An 18,544-nucleotide genomic window follows, 5' to 3' on the forward strand; every position below is an offset into this window, starting at 1 on the left:
TAAGAATAATGAAATTAAAAAAAAATGCTTTCTATAATATATTGCTTACAGGCTCAAGTTTAGTTTTGCCCTTGTTTACTTTTCCTTATGTTACCAGAATTTTGGCTCCAGAAGGAATTGGCCATGTCAATTTTGCAAACTCTTTTATACAATACTTTGTGATTCTTACTTCCTTAGGTATCCCATTATATGGGATAAGAGAAGTAGCAAAAGTAAAGGATTCAATAAGGTTAAGAAGCAAAATATTATTTGAATTATTGTTAATAAAAATCATCTGTACATTTTTTGGAATCTTACTATATCTGATATTAATCTATTCCATCGGTAAATTCCATGCCAGTTTGCAATATTACTTATTTGGTATAGCAACAATAATCATTGGGGTCTTTGATCTTAATTACTTTTTTTATGCATTGGAAGACTTTAAATACATTACCACGCGGACAGTCTTCTTTCAGATTGTTTCTGTAATAATAACCTTCGTTTTAATAAAAACAAAAGAAGATACATTAATTTATTTTTGTATTCCAATAGTAATCAGCCTTCTAAATACATTAATTAATACAAAGTATATTCTCAGGTTTATCAGTTTTAAGGCTCTTTATCTTAAATTGAATATGAGAGCACATGTAAAGCCCTTGCTTTTGTTATTTTCTGTGGGGATCTTTACAAGTATCTATAATTTACTCGATGTTACTATACTTGGATTTATATCAGGGGATGCCAGTATAGGTTATTATACTGTTGCATCTAAAATAAATAAAATACCACTTTCTTTAATAATGGTCTTAGTACCTGTGATGTTGCCAAGGATTGCCGTTGAATTTAAAAATGAAAATCATGACGAAATAAATCGACTGATTACGAAGACGCTTCAGTTTGTTATTCTTTTGGGCGTTCCAATCATGGTGGGGCTATACTTATTAGCACCAGAAATTATTGCACTTTTTTCGGGTAAGGCATTTGCGTCTTCTATCACTACCCTACGTATAATGTGTCCGGTTATATTGATAATTGGTATGACAACGAATTTCAGCACACAATTATTAATACCAATGGGACAGGATAAAGAACTTTTGTATGCAGTTATTGTAGGCACTATTGTAAGCTTGGTACTTAACTTTATTCTTATCCCAATTTTTGAACAAAATGGAGCAGCCATTTCTAACCTGGTTGCAGAATTATTTGTTTTAATTTGTTGCTATTTATACGTACGAAAAAAAATCAAAATCAAAATCCCATATCAACAGTTGATCGTCTTCACATTGCTTTGCATCCCATTTTGGGGTATTGTAATAGTTTGTAGAAAAATGTCTTCAGTCCCGCTTACTATTTTGATTTCTGCCTTATGTATTTGTGTTGCTTATTTTACACTTTTACAAGTTTTTATTTTAAAAAACAAGATTGTTCTTGAGGTTTTAGGGCCAATAAAAAATAAGATTTTTAAAAAAAATATCTAACTATCCTGTTTAGCAATTTATGCAAATTAAAAATATCTATTCAACACGTAAGAGTAATAGCGAAGTTTACTCCGATCTAATATATGAATGGGAAGATTGTATTGCACAAGAATTAGGGGTTCCAATTTTTTCATCAAATAAGATTTATGAAAGAATATCTTACTTTACATATAGGATCGCATATAAGATTGGGCTATCGGGTTTTCTTCAATCCGTTAACAGGTTGATTAGCAAACCTAATTCTTACACACTCATTTATCACCTTTTCCCTGTAACAGGGTTCGGATACAAGGTTTTTTCTGATAAAGTACCTTATCTAATTGATTTTGATAAAAATATAGATATAGATAATTTCTCAAAAGTTTATAAAAATTGTAAACTTATTTTAGTCTCAAGTCTAAATGCTTACAATTTATTGAAGCAGGGTAACTGTCCGCTAAATATTGTACACTTGCCGCTTGGTTTGTCAAATAGCTATCAGCTTTGGAAAGATTATAAGGGTAAAAAATACGATGCAATTTTTGTAAGGAAAAATAGAGTTTTGCAAGAATATGCTGAGCGCTATGCTTTATCCCACCCCAATTTTAACTATGTTTTTAGGACATGGTCTGATAACAATATATATAGAAACAATGTTTATGTTTCCAATTTAGAAGGGGTTTTAGGTGAATTTTCCGATCGAAAAGAGTATATTAATTTATTAAGAAGCTCTAAAATTGCTTTTTATTCTACACCGGGCACTGATGAGGTAAATTCTAGATTTATTAATCATGTTACTCCGAGTCTTTTTGAATTTATTGTTAATGGTTGCCGAATAGTTGCGAGATATACGGATAATGAAGAGACAAGATCATTCGGTTTATCTTCAATTGCTGAATCTATAACGTCATACGAAATTTTTGAAAAAATTCTTACTGAACATATAAATGATGAAACAGATAATTATTTGATTAAAAGCGAGGAATTTTTGAAAAATATATATATGAGTAACATAATAGAAAAATTGAGACAGATTTTGAAAAAATATTAATTGAAATTATGTTACATAAGCTGCTAATACCCATAACAATTGCTCTTACAATTTTTTTACTTTTTCTAAGAGCAAAAAACACTAAGCTTTTTTTATAAAACAAAGATAGCTAACTAAAGAAACAATGGTTTACTGTTTAAGTATTATAAAAAGCTTATTATAAAATTAACTTGTTTAGAAAATCCCTATTGAATATATGAATACCAAAGAAACTTATAATGAACTACGACATGATGAAAAAGTTTCATTTAAAGATTTATATGTAAAACTAAATGAATGTTATAATTTTTTATTGTCGAAATATATCAAAATTTTGCTTTGGGGCATTATTGGCGGTGCTTTAGGGTTAGGTGTATCTATTTACACTAAACCGGTATTTAATGCCACAACAACGTTTGTTTTAGAAGACAATAAATCAGGTGGAGGCATGCTAAGTCAATATGCAGGCATTGCTTCAATGGTAGGGGTAGACCTGGGCGGCAGTGGCGGCGGAATTTTTCAGGGAGATAATATCATTGAACTATATAAATCGCGTGCAATGATACAGAAAGCTTTGTTAACTAATTCAATGCACAAAGGCAAAGAAGAATTGCTGATTGATACATATATTAGAATGAATGATTTAAGAAATAAGTGGCGGGATAATCCCAACTTACGTAATATTCATTTTAACCCAGGCACTAACCAAAGCCGTTTACAGGATAGCGTTTTAGGTGACGTTATTGATAAAATAAATAAGGAGGTTCTCTCGATTGGTAAACCAGATAAAAAACTTAATATAATAAATGTTACAGTTAGAGCCAAAGACGAATATTTTGCCTCAGCTTTTAATAGTCAGATTGTTAATACTGTCAGCAATTTTTATATTTTAACCAAAACCAAGAAAACGCTTCAAAACGTTTCCATTTTACAACATCAAACTGATTCTGTAAGATCGGTATTAAAAGGTGCTATCAACAGTGCGATTGAGGTTGCAGATGCTACACCTAATTTAAATCCGTCTCGTCAAATACTAAGAGCACCAGCACAACATTCACAATTTAATGCAGAAGCTAACAAGGCAATTTTGACTGAGCTTGTAAAAAATTTAGAATTGGCGAAAATTTCTTTAAGACAAGAAACACCATTAATTCAAATCGTAGATTCACCTATTTATCCGTTAAAAGTTGACAGGATCGGAAAACTAAAGGGGGGCGTGATTGGTTTTTTACTTGGGGGTATGTTATCTGCCATGTTTTTACTATTAGCTAAGTTTTTTAGGGGCTTGCTTAATTAGTTTTAACAGTGTATAAAATATACACTGTATATAAATAACTCTGTTCAATAATACCCTAAACCAATATGTACACAAATGAATAATCCTCCATTGTTAAGCGTAGTTATTGCTACTAAAAATCGACAAAAGTACTGTATTGAGGCTATTCAATCAATTTTAGCTATTTCTTCAGATTTAATACAGATAGCCATTGCGGATAATAGTGATACTCCGGATATTCAACAATATTTGGAAGCCAATCCAAACAGTCAGGTCATTTATACCTACGATGGTTCTCCTCTTTCTTCAATAGATAATTTTAATAAGTGTGTTTCGCTTGCAACCGGTGAATATGTGATTATGATAGGGGACGATGACACGGTGCTGCCTAACATTATCGAAACCACACAATGGATGAAGTTAAATAACATAGAATCTATTGGCTGCAAAAGTTATATAGATTTTATTTGGCCAAACAATGCTCATGTTGTAAGCAAAAACGGCAGATTGATTATCCCTGGGTATAGTAATAAAATTGAGGAGATTAATATCGAAAATAATTTAACTTCATTAATAAAAAGCGGGTTTATTAACTATCAGAGATATAATTTGCCCCGCATTTATCATGGAATAGTAAAGAGGGCTTTGTTAGAGACTGTATTTGAGAAGGTAGGGTATTTTTATGGGGGGCTTACACCGGATATGTATTCTACAGTGGCATTATCCAATGTAACAAAAGTTCATTATATCGTAGATTACCCTTTTAGCGTTGCCGGGGCATGCCAAAGCAGTACATCAGTTTCAAGTTTATCTTCTGATCATTCAGGGTATTTAAGTGACGCACCGCATTTTAAAAACAGAACGGATAACTACAATTGGGAAAAACAAGTACCCCGGTTTTATAGTGTAGAAACTATATGGGCAGAAACAGGGGTAAAGGCATTGTACGAGTTAGGCCGGGCAGACTTAGTTGAATTATTTGATATATATAAACTTAGCGCCTATGCTATATTGGCCAATTTAAAATATATTAAAACTTCAAGTTTCCGGCGTTTGATATTTCTTTTCAGACTATCAATTACAGAAGGTATAAAAATCCATAAGCCTCTTAAAATAAATTATTTTAAGCATGTAACTAAACTTGTATCAACTACTTTTAGTGTTGCCTTCGATTTGCTGAAATCAAAAAAGAATCAACCTTCCCAGCCAAGCCAGGTTTATACTGAAATATATGGTTGGAAAGATGTTTTAGGCAAATTAGATGACACTGTTTTCAGGAACACATAAAAATGATCATTTATTGTATTTTCTTTTTTATTACCTGCTTAACCGCCGTTTTAATAAAGTACGGTAGTTTAACATCGGCTAAACTAACTGAATATATTTGGTTTTTTATATTAGTTCTTTTTGTGGGGCTCAGAAAGGATGTTGGGACTGATTATCCGGCATACGAGCAGATTTATACCGAAATTTCTTCATTCGGGGATACATCATATTCTGTTGAACCAGGCTACTTCTTTATTAACCAATTAGTTGCTTTTTTTCACGGCGACTTTCTTTGGGTTACTTTAATCACTGCATTTATTTCAGCGGCTTTCTTATTCAAAGCCATTAATTTTTTTCTTAACCGTGATGAGAAAGGGATCGGTTATATTGTTTTTATTAGCATAGGCGTTTTTTTTGTCTACTATTTTAGCGGTATAAGACAAGGGGTAACTATATCTATCTTTTTATTTGCCATAAAGTATATTATAGAAAGGAGGCTCACTTATTATCTTTTCTTTCTTTTATTAGGATCATTGTTTCACACATCCATTTTATTTTTTATTCCTTTATATTGGGTTTCCAGTGTTCCATTTAGGAGAGATCTTATTTTTATCGGCTCTATTGTTAGCTTGATACTGGCGCGCGTAGGGATAACCGCATTGATTTTTGGCTATATTATCGATCTTTTCACCGGTGGCCATTACATGGGGTACAAAGATCTCTTTAGCGGTGGCGCCAATACCAAAACAGGGCTTGGTGTAATTTTAAGAATTTTAATAGGCCTATCACTTGTTGGGCTTTCCAAAACATGGATAAAAAATACCGCTCATATTATACTCTATAATATGTTTGCAATAGGGGTTATTTTATACTGTTTTTTTTTAGGAGTAGATATATTAAATCGTATATCCGAATATCTTACGGATCTAATGATTTTTATAATTCCGATCTCTTTTTCTTCTTTTAATTATAAAAGTAAGATTATTTACGGTATTATTGTCTTGTTTATTTTAATAGCCTTATACTATTCTAATCTTAATTTTGATGGGATGAATATTGTTCCTTATCACGTCCGCTAAATGAAAAATGTTGTATTTGTGATGCACCGTTTTCGAACGGGCGGCGTGGAAAAGATGTTTATAAACATAGTTGACCAATTAAGATCTGAGAAAGTTTATTTAATAGTTGTACACAAAGATTTTGATGGTATAGCCCAGCAAATTCCAGGCAATGTTGAAATAATTGATTTTGATCATTTATTTTTAGTTCATTCACTGAGGCGGGTAAATGGCAGCCTGCAATTTCTCAGCCCCTTACTTGCCCCCTTAATACTTGTTATCCAAATATTATACTGTAAGTTTTTACTTAATTTGAAACAAGATGTAACCATCAATTTTTCAGATACTTTTTCTTCTTTAATATTGACTTATGTACAGAAAGGAGAAAAATTTTCATGGATCCATTCCAATCCGCGGGTTATAAAGAATTCCAGTTTAGGCTTCTTATATAGTTTCTTGTACAAGAAATGTGATCAGATTATTTGTATCTGCAATGATCAGAAAAAACTCTTTTTAGATTTATTTAAGATTGATGAAAAGTCTACAAAAGTGGTTTATAATACAATTGACACTAATGTTATTGATAAATATAAGAATGAGGAATTAAAGACCCAGGATGAGAAATTCATTTTGATGGTTTCACGGATAGATAACAGATCAAAGGATTTTATTTCTGTGATTAAAGCGTATAATCTTCTTTGGCTGGAAGATAAAAATATTCCGTGCATGTATATTGTCGGAGCAGGGCCAGATGAGGGGTTTATAAAATCATTTATTAAAGAGTTACAACTTGAAGATCGGATAATTTTAAAAGGTAATGATACCAATCCGTATAAATGGATGAAAAACGCTTCGATATTTATTTTTAGCTCAAAGTCAGAAGGTTTTGGTTTGGTATTAATAGAAGCTATGTATTGCGAGGTGCCGGTTATAGCAACTGATTGCGAAGTTGGCCCCCGCGAGATACTGAAAAATGGTGAATTTGGCCAACTTGTACAGGTTGGTGATGTTTTACAACTAAAAAACGGGATTTCAGAAATACTCCGGGATGATAATATCGGTAAAATTAAAGCTTTAGCTAAGGAAAGGGCTGCATCATTCAGTACACAAAATAGGGATTTAATGAAGGAAATATTTTAAGATGAAGGTTTGTGCAGTAGTAGTTACTTATAACCGAAAGGAGCTTTTATTACGTTGTATAAAGGCATTAGTTGCCCAGTCAAGAAAAGTTGATGCGATTTATTTAGTAGATAATGCTTCCACTGATGGAACATTTGATTATTTGATGACTAATTTACTTACTGGCATAGAGTTAAGTAAAGAAGGTGATTTAACCTGGGGAATCATTAATAACGTTAAGCTATATCTGTTAAAATTACCAGAAAACACAGGCGGGGCCGGGGGCTTTTACAATGGTTTAAAGAATGCAAGGGAACTAAATGAATATGATCTTTTCTGGATGATGGATGATGATGGGTATCCTTCTGATCATTGTTTGGAAATGCAAATGAAATATGTTAATGGGTACGATTATATAATGCCCGTAAGTGTTGATATAGATGATCATGAAAGATTATCATGGCCTGTAAAATTAAAAAGCGGAAAAGAAACCCGTAATTATGCTGAACTTAAAGCATCCTGGGGTGAAGTTATAGATTTTGTGTTTCCTTTTAATGGCTCATTACTTACAACAAAAATAGTGGACGAAGTTGGATACCCCAAAAAAGAACTGTTTTTGTGGGGCGACGAGTATGAACATTATTGGCGGTGCAAAAAAGCTGGATTTAATCCTGTAACAATTGCAAACGCAGCATTTTATCACCCGGCTAATAAATTGGATTTTGAGTCCATCTGGTTTGGTCTCTATCGCGTTCCCGTAACAAATGTTGATTGGAGGTTTATTTGCCTTATCAGAAATAGCACGTACATTTATTGGAACTACACAAATAAATTTAATATCGTTCTTAAAGGGATCATATACACCTATTATTTACTATTGGTAAAAAGAGATATCAAAAAGCTTTCCCTTTACTTTAAAAGCGTAAAAGATGGTATTAAAGGTGACTTTACAAGGCACAAGCAATATTTTAACAAAAAATAATATTTAATAAAAAATGGAAAGAGGCTTAGTATCTATTGTTACACCCATGTATAATGGTGGGCGTTTTGTAGGGCAAACAATAGATTCAGTTATAAACCAAACATATCCAAAATGGGAGATGATCGTAATTGACGACGGTTCTAAGGATAATGGGCCTGAAATAGTTAGGGAATATATACAAAAGGATAGCAGGATAAAATTGGTAAGCCAGCCTAATGGAGGCTCGGCCAGCGCCAGGAATAATGGAATAAGATTGGCGCAGGGGCAATATATTGCGCTCCTCGATTCTGACGATACATGGAACCCTGATTTTCTGGAAAAGCAGTTAAAGCTGATGAAAGAAAAAAACGCTTTACTGGTATATTCATCGCACACTCGTATTGATGAACATTCTAAAGAAATCTTAAGGCCTTTTATTGTTCCCGAAAAGATAAATTACAGAGATCTACTAAAAACTTGTTCAATATCCTGTTTAACCGGTTTGTATGATACTGAAAAGTTTGGCAAGGTGTACCTGCGTGAAGATATGAAAAGCCTGAGAGACGATTACGTTTATTGGCTCGAAATAATAAAAAAGGTAAAAACTGCATACGGTAATAAAGAGGTGTTAGCCAATTACAGGATTTTAGGCTTTTCGGCAAGTAGGAAAAAGAAGAAAGTAATTGCACCTCACTTTAAGGTGTTGTATAAAATAGAAAAAGTGGGCCTTTTACCAAGCCTATATTATTTAACAAATTGGGCTGTTATCAGCTATTTTAAATATAAAAAATAATGCAATACGATTATTTGATAGTTGGCTCGGGGTTGTTCGGTTGTGTATTTGCTCATGAAGCAAAAAAACGGGGAAAGAGCTGTTTGATTGTTGAAAAACGAGATCATATAGGAGGCAATTTATACTGCGAAAATGTAGAAGGCATAAACGTGCATAAATATGGTGCACATATTTTCCACACAAGTGATAAAGAAATATGGGACTACGTAAATTCATTTGTTGAATTCAACCGGTATACTAACAGTCCATTGGCAAATTACAAAGGCGAGCTTTACAATTTACCTTTTAATATGAATACCTTCTATCAACTATGGAAGGTAAAAACGCCAAAAGAAGCAAAGGAAAAGATCAAATCACAAATTGATCAACTTAATATTGAAAATCCGGCAAATCTTGAAGAACAGGCGCTTTCTTTGATTGGGACGGATATATATGAAAAGCTTATAAAGGGATATACCGAAAAGCAATGGGGCCGGCCAGCTACCAATCTTCCTGCATTTATTATAAAACGGTTGCCGGTTAGGTTTACGTTCGACAATAACTATTTTAACGACAAGTATCAAGGTATCCCGATAGGGGGCTACAATAAATTGATAGAAGGTTTGGTTAAAGATATTGATGTTGAACTTGATGTTGATTTCTTTGAAAAGAAGGAACAATGGGAAGCCCGTGCTCAGCATGTTATATTTACCGGGAAGATTGATCAATATTATGATTATCAATTTGGCCGGTTAGAATATAGAAGCCTGGATTTTGAACACACCACAATTGACCAGGAAAACTATCAGGGAAATGCAGTTGTTAATTATACGGAAAGAGAGGTGCCATATACCCGTATAATTGAACATAAGCATTTTGAGTTTGGAACACAAAGCAAAACGGTTATTACAAAAGAGTATCCGGCAGATTGGGATTCAACTAAAGAGCCTTATTATCCGATAAATAATGACGCCAACAACGAAATTTATAAGAAATATAAAGCATTAGCCGATAAAGAAGACAAGATCATTTTTGGTGGGCGTTTAGCAGAATACAAATATTACGATATGCATCAAATTGTTGGGTCGGCGTTGAAAAAGGTCAAGGATCATTTTAAAGAGATATCATAAGTATGATTTCAATTTCAGGAGCTACGGGCTTTGTTGGTACAAATTTAATTAGCTACCTCAAGGGTTTTGAACTTTGTTCAATTGGGAGATCGGATTTAGCCACAATAAGCAGTTCTACATTAAAAAATGCAGAAGCAGTTATTCACCTCGCCGGTAAAGCTCACGATCTTAAAAAGGTTTCTGATCCACAAGCGTATTATCAGGTTAATTTCGAACTCACAAAAAAGCTATATGATGCTTTTTTAAAGTCGGATGCTCAAAAATTTATTTTTATAAGCTCTGTAAAGGCAGCTGCGGATTCTGTTAACGGCATTCTTACCGAAGATACTACCCCCAATCCTAAAACTGATTACGGGAAATCAAAGCTGATGGCAGAGCAATACATCCAGGGCCAGCCATTACCGGCTGGTAAGTCATATTACATTTTAAGGCCGTGTATGATTCATGGCCCGGGTAATAAAGGTAATCTGAATTTATTGTATCAATTTGTAAAAAAAGGCATCCCGTATCCTTTAGCCGGCTTTGAGAATAAAAGGTCTTTCCTTAGCGTTGAAAATTTGTGCTTTATTATTAAAGAACTGATTAAACGGGATGATGTCGCTTCAGGAGTGTATCAGATTGCTGATGATGAATCCTTGTCAACAAATGATGTGGTAGGTATTTTATCAGATTCGATAAATAAAAAGCCAAAATTATGGAAAATTCCCCCCGGTTTAATTAGAACAGGTGCCAGGTTAGGGGACGTATTGCATTTGCCGTTAACAACAGAACGTTTAGATAAATTAACAGAAAGCTACATAGCCAGCAATCAAAAAATTAAGCATGCTATAGGTAAAGATTTACCATTAACATCCCGGAAAGGATTAGCTGTTACAGCCGCATCATTTGCTGCTAAATAGCTTCAATATTTATCCGGCTAATAATATAATCTGGCTAAAGAAATAAAGATAGTCCCAATGGGATCACAAAAAAGCTTCATAGAAATATGAGGCTTTTTTGTTTGATATACTTTTACATCTTCCCGCAAAAATCTTACCTTCAAATCCCTTTTATATCTCTATGAAAACATTTAAGAAACATCTTCGGGCCATGTTGGTGGTTGCCGGTATTATCTTAACTTGCTCTGTTTCACAAGCCCAGCAACTCCGCAAAATGGAGGAGCAGCCCGAGTGGAGTAAAGATTACCAGCCCTTTCGTATTGTAGGTAACCTGTATTATGTAGGTACTTATGATTTGGCGAGCTACCTTGTAGTAACGCCGAAGGGTAATATTTTAATTAACACAGGCCTGCCCGGTTCAGATGCCATGATCCGCCGTCATGTGGAAGCATTGGGCTTCAAATTCACTGATATAAAGATACTATTGGCTGCGCACGCTCACTTTGATCATGTGGGGGCTGCTGCGGCTATAAAGAAAGAAATCGGTGCTAAGATGATGATTAATGAGTTTGATGCCCCGGTATTGGCCGATGGCGGTAACTCAGACTATGTAATGGGTGGCAAAGGCATGATGTTTCTGCCCGTAAAAGCCGACCGCCTGCTGCACGATCATGATACTATTAAACTGGGCGGCATGCAAATTATCGCTTTGCATCATCCGGGCCATACCAAAGGGGCCAGCAGCTTTATGTTGGATGTAAAGGACGAACACCGCACTTATCATGTGTTAATTGCTAATATGCCTACAATACTGTCTGAAACCAAACTATCGGGTATGCCCGGATACCCTAATGTGGGGAAAGATTATGGATACACTATAAATGCCATGAAGAACCTGCAGTTTGATATTTTCCTGGCCTCGCACGCCAGCCAGTTCGATTTGCAAAAGAAACACAAACCGGGCGACGCTTACAACCCCGAAGTTTTTATAGACCGTGCAGGCTATGATGAATCAATGGATGCCTTGCAGAAAAACTATGAGAAAAGGCTGGCCGAAAAGTAAACAGTAGATAACGGACCGGTTATATATAACAAAGCCTCCGCATTTTACAATTACGGAGGCTCTGTTTGATTTTCGATTCCTAACTATTTAACTCGTGCAGGTGATGTCTTGCACTGTTAATTTTAAAGGAGAAAAAACAATAGGTGATTCCTTCTGCAATAAAAGAGATACCAATAAAAGAAATAAGCAGCGTTGCTGCAAATGCCGGCCTGAATAAAATGCCAATACCCAACAGCAGGGTTACAATACCGCCGGCCACAACCATTCCCGAACCATTAACATGCAGATGTCTCTCGTCTATACCCACACTAATAAGCATACCGCCAGCATAAAGTATATAAAACCCAATAATAAACGGTAAGGATAACAAAGATATTTCGGGGCTGTTAATAAGCATTATACCTATCATAAACGATACAAAACCCGACACCAGGTTCCAGCCCCAGCCAGTAAGGCTTTCACGATTGCTAATTGCAAATGAGATTTTAAGGATACCTCCTATTAAAATCGCGATTCCGAAAAACATGGCGAATGTAATGTAGGTAGATATAGGGTACATAAGGGTAACAAGACCTGCTAGCACGAAAATAATGCCGGCAATCAATAATAACCACCAGTTTCTGGTACTGCGCTCAAGCGCGCTAATAAGATTTGCCATAATGAGTTGATTAAGGTTAATATTTGTTTAAAAGATGATAAATGGTTACAGCTATAAATCCTTTTATCACAAACCTAATTTACCTCGAATTTTGCCTGTAATACCGGTCATTTTGTTTCAGTTTCTAAACTGAAACCGCATAGGCCTGTTAATTTTATGCTATGCCTTATTTAGTACCTACACTTGTAACACTAAATCTATTATTCATTTAAAGCAATAATAATGATGATGTTACACAAAAAATTAAACCTGGCAGCAAGTGTTTTTATTGCCACCTCATTTGTGTTATTGAGTGCTGTTGCTATGGCACAAAGTTCTGCAACGGTTGGCAAAATTGCCCAAGCTATGACAGATAGCCTTGCCTACTTGTCGTTAACAAGTACGCAAAAAACAACAGCAGAAGGGTTAAACAAAACCGCAGCAGCTGCTTTGGTGCAAACTGGTAAAAAGGCGCAGGCTGATACCAGTTTTAGAGGCAAAGCCCTTGCGCAGCAGGTAATAGGTATTATGAAAACGCGTAATACAGGTTTATTAAAGGTGTTAACGCCCGACCAGCAAAAAGCTTTTCAGGATCATAAGATTTCACAGATTGCCGATATGCAAACCAAGATAATGACCGCCCAGTTAGACCTTACAGAAGGCCAGGTACCACAGGTGTACAAAATTAACAGAGATGCAACAGTAGAAATGATGGGCGACATGGACAAGGTAAAAGCTGCCACCAGCAAATTTGGTAAAATGAAAGCAGCCAAAGGGCTCAAAGGCGATATGAAAGATAAAAATAAAGAACTTAAAAAGGTGCTTTCGCCTGATCAATACACGATATACGAGAAACACCAGGAAGAAATGCAAGCCGCTATGAAAGAAAAAATGCAGGCTAAAAAAGGAAAATAGTCAGGTTAGTTTAATAAAAAGTAAGTAGTTTTTTTGACCGAAGCCTCTCCGAGTTATTGGAGGGGCTTTTTTAGTTGTGAGTGAGTGAATGGTGAGTTGTGAATGGAACTCATAACTATACTCCGTCCATCAATTTACCGGTACCGTGCATTGCGGGAACAAAAGTGGATACCCGCTTTTCCGCGTTAGGGATAGCAGCGGATACCGGCCAGTGGCTAATGCCTTGTGCAGTATAAGCGCATAGCCCGACCGCAGGGAACGCCCTTTAAAAGAATCAAGAATCAAGAGTCGAGACGGTATGCTAATGATGCATCTCCTCTTGAGAGGGGGAGCGGTTGACTGAGCGATGGCAGGGGTGTGTTTATACAACATGAAAGAAAGTAAAATTTTCTAAAGAACACACCCCTAACCCCTCTCAAGAGGGGAAACCACTCGTTAACCCCATCTTGTCTCTAAATAACACTATTCAATCAAAGAGTTCAACCTATGCCTTGCCTTGTTTATTTTAAAGGCTATCATACAATAGGTAAAGCCTTCGGCAATAAAAGAGAGGCCAGCTATGGTAGTTAGTATTACAACTCCTAAAGCGGGGCTAAATAAAATGTAAAGGCCGAGCAATAGGGTGATGATGCCACCAAAAACAATCCAGCCACTGCCGTTCATGTGCATGTGCTGCCCGTGTATGCCAAGGCTAATAAGCATGCCGCCTGCATAAAGCACATAGAAGCCCAGTATAAAAGGTAGCACTACCAATGATATGGCTGGGTTATTGGCCAGTATAAGGCCTATAATAACAGCTAATATGCCCGAAACAAGGTTCCATCCCCAGCTTTGGTGGTGGTGCCGGTTGCTGATGGCGAAAATGATTTTAAAAATACCGCCTATTAAAATAGCAAGGCCAAAAAATACCGCTGCTGTAATAAAGCTGGTTAACGGGTGCACCAGGATAATTACGCCTGCTACAATGAGTATGATACCGGCTAACAAAAGTAGCCACCAGTTTTTCATACCGCGTTGGATAGAGTTGAGAAGATCTGCCATAAAGTTAGCTGAATAGTGAATGGTTGATAGTTGTAGTGAATAGTGAGTAGTTGATTAAGTTAATTGTTATTGTAGTTAACGAAACCACTCACTTAATCAACAAATCGCTACGCACTATATCATTAAACTACAGGGCTTTATAATTGTTTTTGTGCCGAAAAAATGCGTTCAAATTTGCCGGATAGTAAATATTTAAACTAAATTTAGTAAAAATGTATATTGGCTATGGGCGCGTTCGACCATGTTAAAACCATACTGGGCATTATATTGGGTCTCAGTATAACCCATTTGTTAAAGGGTATTATAAAATTTGTTCAGCATCCCAAACAGGCGAAGCCTTATTGGGTGCATTTAACATGGTGTTTTTATGTGCTGCTGCTTATTATCCACTTTTGGTGGTGGGAAGCCCACCTGCGCGATATTACCCACTGGAGTTTCGAAGAGTATTTCTTCCTGTTTGTGTACATATCGGTTTACTATTTCGAGTGTTCGTTGCTGATACCCGATAATCTCGAAGAGTACAAAGACTACTTTACATACTACTATTCGCGCAAGCAATGGATTTTTGGTATCCTGGCGCTCACCTTCGTGCTCGATTTTTTCGATACCCTTATCAAAGGCAAAGCCTACTACCTCACACACTACGGCTGGGAGTACCCCGTACGTAATATAACACACATTTCCCTTTGTGTGGTAGCTATGAACAGCAACAACCGTAAGTTTCACGCGGTGCTGGCCATAGCGTTTCTGGTTTATGAGTTGAGTTATATTTACAGGTTGTTTGCTTATTTTTAGAAGAGGTATTTAATAAAGTATATTCAAACTCACTAATTCACTCCCTCACAACTAAATTTTCAGCCAACCCGTAATACTCATCCTTGCTTTATTGGCCAGTAGCACTTCGTGCTCCAGTTCGCTGCTTTTAAAGAAAATGCTTTTGCCACTGATGGGCGAGATGTTCTGCAAATGATCGTGATGATGGATGCACAGTTCGCCGCCATCGGCAATAACCCAGCCCACGTTAAGGTACATGATCATGGAGTATTGACGGCTTCCGTTGTTCTGAAACTGGTCGATGTGCTTTTTGTAGAAACTACCCTCCTCGTACAGCGCATAATGAAACTCATAGCCTGTAATACCCGTGTAGCAGGTGCTGTTAAGATGTAACACAAAGCTATCCATCAGGTCGAAAAAGTCGTTCTCGAAGGCATCGTTATGCTTGCGGTCCAGCCAGTAGATCTGGTCGCTGCGGATGAGCTTATTGTGGTCTTGCAGTACGGCGTTTCCTATCCCGGCGCTATTCATTAACTTGTTTTGGTACAGGGTAAGCAGGTTGCTTTTAAGGTTTGCGGCTAAGGCCTCGCTTAAAAAGTTTTCGGTAATACCTACTTTGTTATCAATAAAACTATCGATGAGGGTGTTGAATATTTTTTCCAATAAAATGCAAACCACGTAAATGTGGCTTTGGGCATTTCGGTAAGGTAGTGTTTAATTGTGAGGATTGGATAGTTGTGAGGGAGCGAATGTGTGAGTTTCGAGTAATAGTTGTGAGGAGTGAATGAGTGAGTTTCGAGTAATAGTTGTGAGGGAGTGAATGAGTGAGTTAGCGAGTTATAAAAAAATTGAGTTTCGAGTGTATTAATCACTAACTCACAACTCACTCCCTCACAACTAAATAAATCAAAAAGCCCTCCAGAACTTAATCTGAAAGGCTTCGGTTGTTTATTTATATAGTTCGAATTGTCGTTATGCAGAAGCAACCAGCCTGCTGGTGCTGCGGTATACGTAAGCGTTAAAGATGTGGCGGCGTGCAAAACGGCCCGGCGAATCTGAGTTGATAAACTTCACATAAGCAACCTTCGGTACGTCGAAATACTCATAAGTAGTACCATCGGTAAAGTTGATGGTTAATACCTGTTGTTTGTATTCAAAATCGGCAATGCCACAGGTTGTTGTGGTAGTAGTATAATCAGCAAGGGTTTGCTCACGGGTTTCAGGAGCAATACTTACCAAAAAGTGGTAAGCCTCAATAATGGTTTTGCTTTTTTCTTCGGCCTCAATACGGCTCTCGTCCTGAAACTTATCCGGGTGCCAGGTTTTCATCAGGTTGCGGTAAACCGATTTTAGCTCCTGTAGTTCTGCTGCTTCGGTTACACCCAATAGCTTCCTGTAATCGACAATTTTTTTCATACTTAATTCGTGTTATCTAATTGTCTTTGAAGAAGAAAGCAAACATTTGCTAAGCGCCTTTATCAAGAACAAATTTTTTGCAAAGGTACGCTTTTATAAGTTACTGGCCTACAGATGCTGTAAAATTAATAGAGGGTTAATATAGAGAGACAAGAGCCGAGAAGCAAGAGACAAGATAGGTTAGTGGTTAACATTCCCCTCTCTTCCAAAGGACTCCTTGGGAGAAAGGGGTTAGGGGGGCTTTAGAAAACATTTATTTTCTTGCATGTCGTAGAAACACACCCTGCCACTACACCATCCAACCGCGCCCCTCTCGAGAGGGGAATGAGAGAGACTGCGAAGGGATTTAGAAAAGCATCTTGTTTCTTGTCTCTAACTTCTTGCTTCTCTTCCCAAGGGCGTTCCCTTCGGGCCGGGCTATCCGCTCATACTGCACAGGCCTTAGTCACAGGGCCGGTATCCGCTGCTATCCCTAACGCATGCTAAGCTTCTTGTTTCTTGATTCTCGATTCTTACCTCTCTTTCTTGGCTCTCTTTTCGTAATTTGGCTATCCATACTATGAACACCAACATCGAAAACCTATACCGCATTGCCGGCAAGCAACAACGCACCATTATTGGCCTCATGTCGGGCACTTCGTTCGATGGGTTGGATGTGGCTTTGTGCCGTTTCGAAGGCAGCGGTGTTAATACCAAAGTAGAGGTACTGCACTTTATCACAAAAGAGTATGAAGCTGCGTTTAAAGAAGATCTCAAATCAATCTTCGCTAAACGCAATGCGGATCTGGAGCGCATCACCCTGCTCAATGCCTATATCGGCACCTATTATGCCGAACTCATTCTGCAATGTCTCGAAGAATGGAACATTCCCGTTGCCGATGTGGATGCCGTAGCCAGCCACGGGCAAACCATTTTCCATGCCCCAAAACGATTACATCAAATAGAAAAATACGGCAACGCTACCCTTCAAATTGGCGATGCCGACCATGTCGCCGTTAAAACGGGCATCATAACTTTAAGCGATTTTCGTCAGAAACATATAGCTGCCGGTGGAGAAGGTGCACCACTTGCTTTGTACGGAGATTATCTGCTTTTCGGTAGCCTATCAGAAAATCGCATTATGCTGAATGTAGGTGGTATAGCCAATTTTACTTATTTGCCTGCCGGTTATGCTCCGGGCTGTTTTTCTACTGATGTCGGGCCAGGTAATACGTTAATGGATCAGTTTATTCAACAGCAATTCCCCGGCAAGTACTACGATAAAAATGCAGAGGTTGCCAGTACCGGAAAAGTGAACGATGTATTATTAAAAGCATTGTTGGACGATCCGTTCTTCGCAGCACCTTTCCCCAAAACAACCGGGCCTGAGTTGTTTAGTTTAGTTTATCTGGAAAAAGCTATACAAGCTTCAGGGCAAACCAATGTGAGTAAGGAAGATATAATGGCAACTTTGGCAAAGTTCTCGGCACAATCTATAATTGCTGCGATAGAAAGTGCTGTTTCGGGCGTGGATAAATTCGAGATCTATATTAGTGGAGGCGGTATGTACAACCCGCTGCTGGTTAACTATATTGAAAGCCATTTCAACATCAAACTAAAATCAACCACTGATCTGGGCATTAACCCCGATGCAAAAGAAGCTGTGCTTTTTGCCCTGCTCGCCAATGAAGCCCTCGCCGGTGGCAAAACTCATTATGGGGGCGATTTGCTTTCTGTTAGTATGGGGAAGGTGAGTTTTGCAAAGTAATAAGTGAATGAGAGAGTTTTGA

Annotated in this window: 18 protein-coding genes; 14 read left to right on the top strand and 4 right to left on the bottom strand. The window is 37.0% G+C overall.

Features of this window, described 5'->3' with window-relative positions:
- The first annotated feature begins 8 nt into the window (after positions 1 to 8).
- The 11 genes from PQO05_RS04350 (at position 9) to bla (ending at position 11,992) form a co-directional block, all read left to right on the top strand.
- Positions 9 to 1,460, top strand: a complete 1,452-nt coding sequence (locus tag PQO05_RS04350; RefSeq protein WP_273631435.1) for a flippase — start codon at positions 9 to 11, stop codon at positions 1,458 to 1,460.
- Positions 1,461 to 1,479: 19 nt separating this feature from the next.
- Positions 1,480 to 2,490 carry a hypothetical protein gene (locus tag PQO05_RS04355; protein WP_273631436.1) on the top strand — a complete coding sequence of 337 codons (1,011 nt, stop codon included), beginning with the start codon at positions 1,480 to 1,482 and terminating at the stop codon, positions 2,488 to 2,490.
- A 196-nt stretch (positions 2,491 to 2,686) separates the two neighbouring features.
- Complete coding sequence (locus PQO05_RS04360) at positions 2,687 to 3,766, top strand: lipopolysaccharide biosynthesis protein (protein ID WP_273631437.1); 1,080 nt, start codon at positions 2,687 to 2,689, stop codon at positions 3,764 to 3,766.
- A 75-nt stretch (positions 3,767 to 3,841) separates the two neighbouring features.
- On the top strand, positions 3,842 to 5,032 hold the full coding sequence (locus PQO05_RS04365) for a glycosyltransferase family 2 protein (protein WP_273631438.1): 1,191 nt from the start codon (positions 3,842 to 3,844) through the stop codon (positions 5,030 to 5,032).
- A 2-nt stretch (positions 5,033 to 5,034) separates the two neighbouring features.
- Positions 5,035 to 6,090, top strand: coding sequence for an EpsG family protein (locus tag PQO05_RS04370; protein WP_273631439.1), 1,056 nt, complete (start codon positions 5,035 to 5,037; stop codon positions 6,088 to 6,090).
- A complete protein-coding gene (locus tag PQO05_RS04375) occupies positions 6,091 to 7,209 on the top strand; it encodes a glycosyltransferase (protein ID WP_273631440.1) in 1,119 nt (372 codons plus the stop codon). It begins immediately after the preceding gene.
- 1 nt (position 7,210) lies between these two features.
- Positions 7,211 to 8,170, top strand: a complete 960-nt coding sequence (locus tag PQO05_RS04380) for a glycosyltransferase (RefSeq protein WP_273631442.1) — start codon at positions 7,211 to 7,213, stop codon at positions 8,168 to 8,170.
- Positions 8,171 to 8,183: 13 nt separating this feature from the next.
- Positions 8,184 to 8,942: a glycosyltransferase family 2 protein gene (locus PQO05_RS04385; protein ID WP_273631443.1), complete on the top strand. Its 759-nt coding sequence runs from the start codon at positions 8,184 to 8,186 to the stop codon at positions 8,940 to 8,942.
- Entirely contained in the window at positions 8,942 to 10,051 is a 1,110-nt protein-coding gene (gene glf, locus PQO05_RS04390; RefSeq protein ID WP_273631444.1) for a UDP-galactopyranose mutase, read from the top strand. Before PQO05_RS04385 ends, glf begins: the two co-directional genes overlap by 1 nt.
- Before the next feature lie 2 nt (positions 10,052 to 10,053).
- Entirely contained in the window at positions 10,054 to 10,950 is an 897-nt protein-coding gene (locus tag PQO05_RS04395; protein WP_273631445.1) for an NAD-dependent epimerase/dehydratase family protein, read from the top strand.
- Positions 10,951 to 11,140: 190 nt separating this feature from the next.
- On the top strand, positions 11,141 to 11,992 hold the full coding sequence (gene bla, locus PQO05_RS04400) for a subclass B3 metallo-beta-lactamase (RefSeq protein WP_420490481.1): 852 nt from the start codon (positions 11,141 to 11,143) through the stop codon (positions 11,990 to 11,992).
- A 79-nt stretch (positions 11,993 to 12,071) separates the two neighbouring features.
- On the opposite strand, the gene PQO05_RS04405 is transcribed toward bla, so the two are convergent.
- Positions 12,072 to 12,650 carry an HdeD family acid-resistance protein gene (locus PQO05_RS04405; protein ID WP_273631447.1) on the bottom strand — a complete coding sequence of 193 codons (579 nt, stop codon included), beginning with the start codon at positions 12,648 to 12,650 and terminating at the stop codon, positions 12,072 to 12,074.
- 222 nt (positions 12,651 to 12,872) lie between these two features.
- Here PQO05_RS04405 and PQO05_RS04410 point away from each other — a divergent pair, with 222 nt between their 5' ends.
- Positions 12,873 to 13,544 (top strand): hypothetical protein, encoded by a 672-nt coding sequence (locus PQO05_RS04410; protein ID WP_273631448.1) that lies wholly within the window; start codon positions 12,873 to 12,875, stop codon positions 13,542 to 13,544.
- A 462-nt stretch (positions 13,545 to 14,006) separates the two neighbouring features.
- On the opposite strand, the gene PQO05_RS04415 is transcribed toward PQO05_RS04410, so the two are convergent.
- Positions 14,007 to 14,585 (bottom strand): HdeD family acid-resistance protein, encoded by a 579-nt coding sequence (locus tag PQO05_RS04415; protein WP_273631449.1) that lies wholly within the window; start codon positions 14,583 to 14,585, stop codon positions 14,007 to 14,009.
- A gap of 225 nt (positions 14,586 to 14,810) precedes the next feature.
- Between PQO05_RS04415 and PQO05_RS04420 the strand changes: the two genes are divergently transcribed.
- Positions 14,811 to 15,380 carry a hypothetical protein gene (locus tag PQO05_RS04420; RefSeq protein WP_273631450.1) on the top strand — a complete coding sequence of 190 codons (570 nt, stop codon included), beginning with the start codon at positions 14,811 to 14,813 and terminating at the stop codon, positions 15,378 to 15,380.
- Between the two features lie 51 nt (positions 15,381 to 15,431).
- Here PQO05_RS04420 and PQO05_RS04425 read toward each other — a convergent pair whose 3' ends face one another.
- Together PQO05_RS04425 and PQO05_RS04430 are read right to left on the bottom strand one after the other, a co-directional pair.
- Entirely contained in the window at positions 15,432 to 16,022 is a 591-nt protein-coding gene (locus PQO05_RS04425; RefSeq protein ID WP_273631451.1) for a 2OG-Fe(II) oxygenase, read from the bottom strand.
- Between the two features lie 309 nt (positions 16,023 to 16,331).
- Positions 16,332 to 16,775 (bottom strand): KTSC domain-containing protein, encoded by a 444-nt coding sequence (locus PQO05_RS04430; protein ID WP_273631452.1) that lies wholly within the window; start codon positions 16,773 to 16,775, stop codon positions 16,332 to 16,334.
- Positions 16,776 to 17,334: 559 nt separating this feature from the next.
- On the opposite strand from PQO05_RS04430, the gene PQO05_RS04435 reads away from it, so the two are divergent.
- Positions 17,335 to 18,522, top strand: a complete 1,188-nt coding sequence (locus tag PQO05_RS04435) for an anhydro-N-acetylmuramic acid kinase (RefSeq protein ID WP_273631453.1) — start codon at positions 17,335 to 17,337, stop codon at positions 18,520 to 18,522.
- The last annotated feature ends 22 nt before the right edge of the window (positions 18,523 to 18,544 follow it).

Origin of the sequence: Mucilaginibacter jinjuensis (assembly GCF_028596025.1) — a bacterium.
In the GTDB taxonomy this organism is placed as follows: domain Bacteria; phylum Bacteroidota; class Bacteroidia; order Sphingobacteriales; family Sphingobacteriaceae; genus Mucilaginibacter; species Mucilaginibacter jinjuensis.

Bases quoted from the DNA above. Each gene is read 5' to 3' on its own strand.
- PQO05_RS04350 (WP_273631435.1), top strand. From the start codon at position 9: ATGAAATTAAAAAAAAATGCTTTCTATAATATATTGCTTACAGGCTCA.
- PQO05_RS04355 (WP_273631436.1), top strand. From the start codon at position 1,480: ATGCAAATTAAAAATATCTATTCAACACGTAAGAGTAATAGCGAAGTT.
- PQO05_RS04360 (WP_273631437.1), top strand. From the start codon at position 2,687: ATGAATACCAAAGAAACTTATAATGAACTACGACATGATGAAAAAGTT.
- PQO05_RS04365 (WP_273631438.1), top strand. From the start codon at position 3,842: ATGAATAATCCTCCATTGTTAAGCGTAGTTATTGCTACTAAAAATCGA.
- PQO05_RS04370 (WP_273631439.1), top strand. From the start codon at position 5,035: ATGATCATTTATTGTATTTTCTTTTTTATTACCTGCTTAACCGCCGTT.
- PQO05_RS04375 (WP_273631440.1), top strand. From the start codon at position 6,091: ATGAAAAATGTTGTATTTGTGATGCACCGTTTTCGAACGGGCGGCGTG.
- PQO05_RS04380 (WP_273631442.1), top strand. From the start codon at position 7,211: ATGAAGGTTTGTGCAGTAGTAGTTACTTATAACCGAAAGGAGCTTTTA.
- PQO05_RS04385 (WP_273631443.1), top strand. From the start codon at position 8,184: ATGGAAAGAGGCTTAGTATCTATTGTTACACCCATGTATAATGGTGGG.
- glf (WP_273631444.1), top strand. From the start codon at position 8,942: ATGCAATACGATTATTTGATAGTTGGCTCGGGGTTGTTCGGTTGTGTA.
- PQO05_RS04395 (WP_273631445.1), top strand. From the start codon at position 10,054: ATGATTTCAATTTCAGGAGCTACGGGCTTTGTTGGTACAAATTTAATT.
- bla (WP_420490481.1), top strand. From the start codon at position 11,141: ATGTTGGTGGTTGCCGGTATTATCTTAACTTGCTCTGTTTCACAAGCC.
- PQO05_RS04405 (WP_273631447.1), bottom strand. From the start codon at position 12,650: ATGGCAAATCTTATTAGCGCGCTTGAGCGCAGTACCAGAAACTGGTGG.
- PQO05_RS04410 (WP_273631448.1), top strand. From the start codon at position 12,873: ATGATGATGTTACACAAAAAATTAAACCTGGCAGCAAGTGTTTTTATT.
- PQO05_RS04415 (WP_273631449.1), bottom strand. From the start codon at position 14,585: ATGGCAGATCTTCTCAACTCTATCCAACGCGGTATGAAAAACTGGTGG.
- PQO05_RS04420 (WP_273631450.1), top strand. From the start codon at position 14,811: ATGGGCGCGTTCGACCATGTTAAAACCATACTGGGCATTATATTGGGT.
- PQO05_RS04430 (WP_273631452.1), bottom strand. From the start codon at position 16,775: ATGAAAAAAATTGTCGATTACAGGAAGCTATTGGGTGTAACCGAAGCA.
- PQO05_RS04435 (WP_273631453.1), top strand. From the start codon at position 17,335: ATGAACACCAACATCGAAAACCTATACCGCATTGCCGGCAAGCAACAA.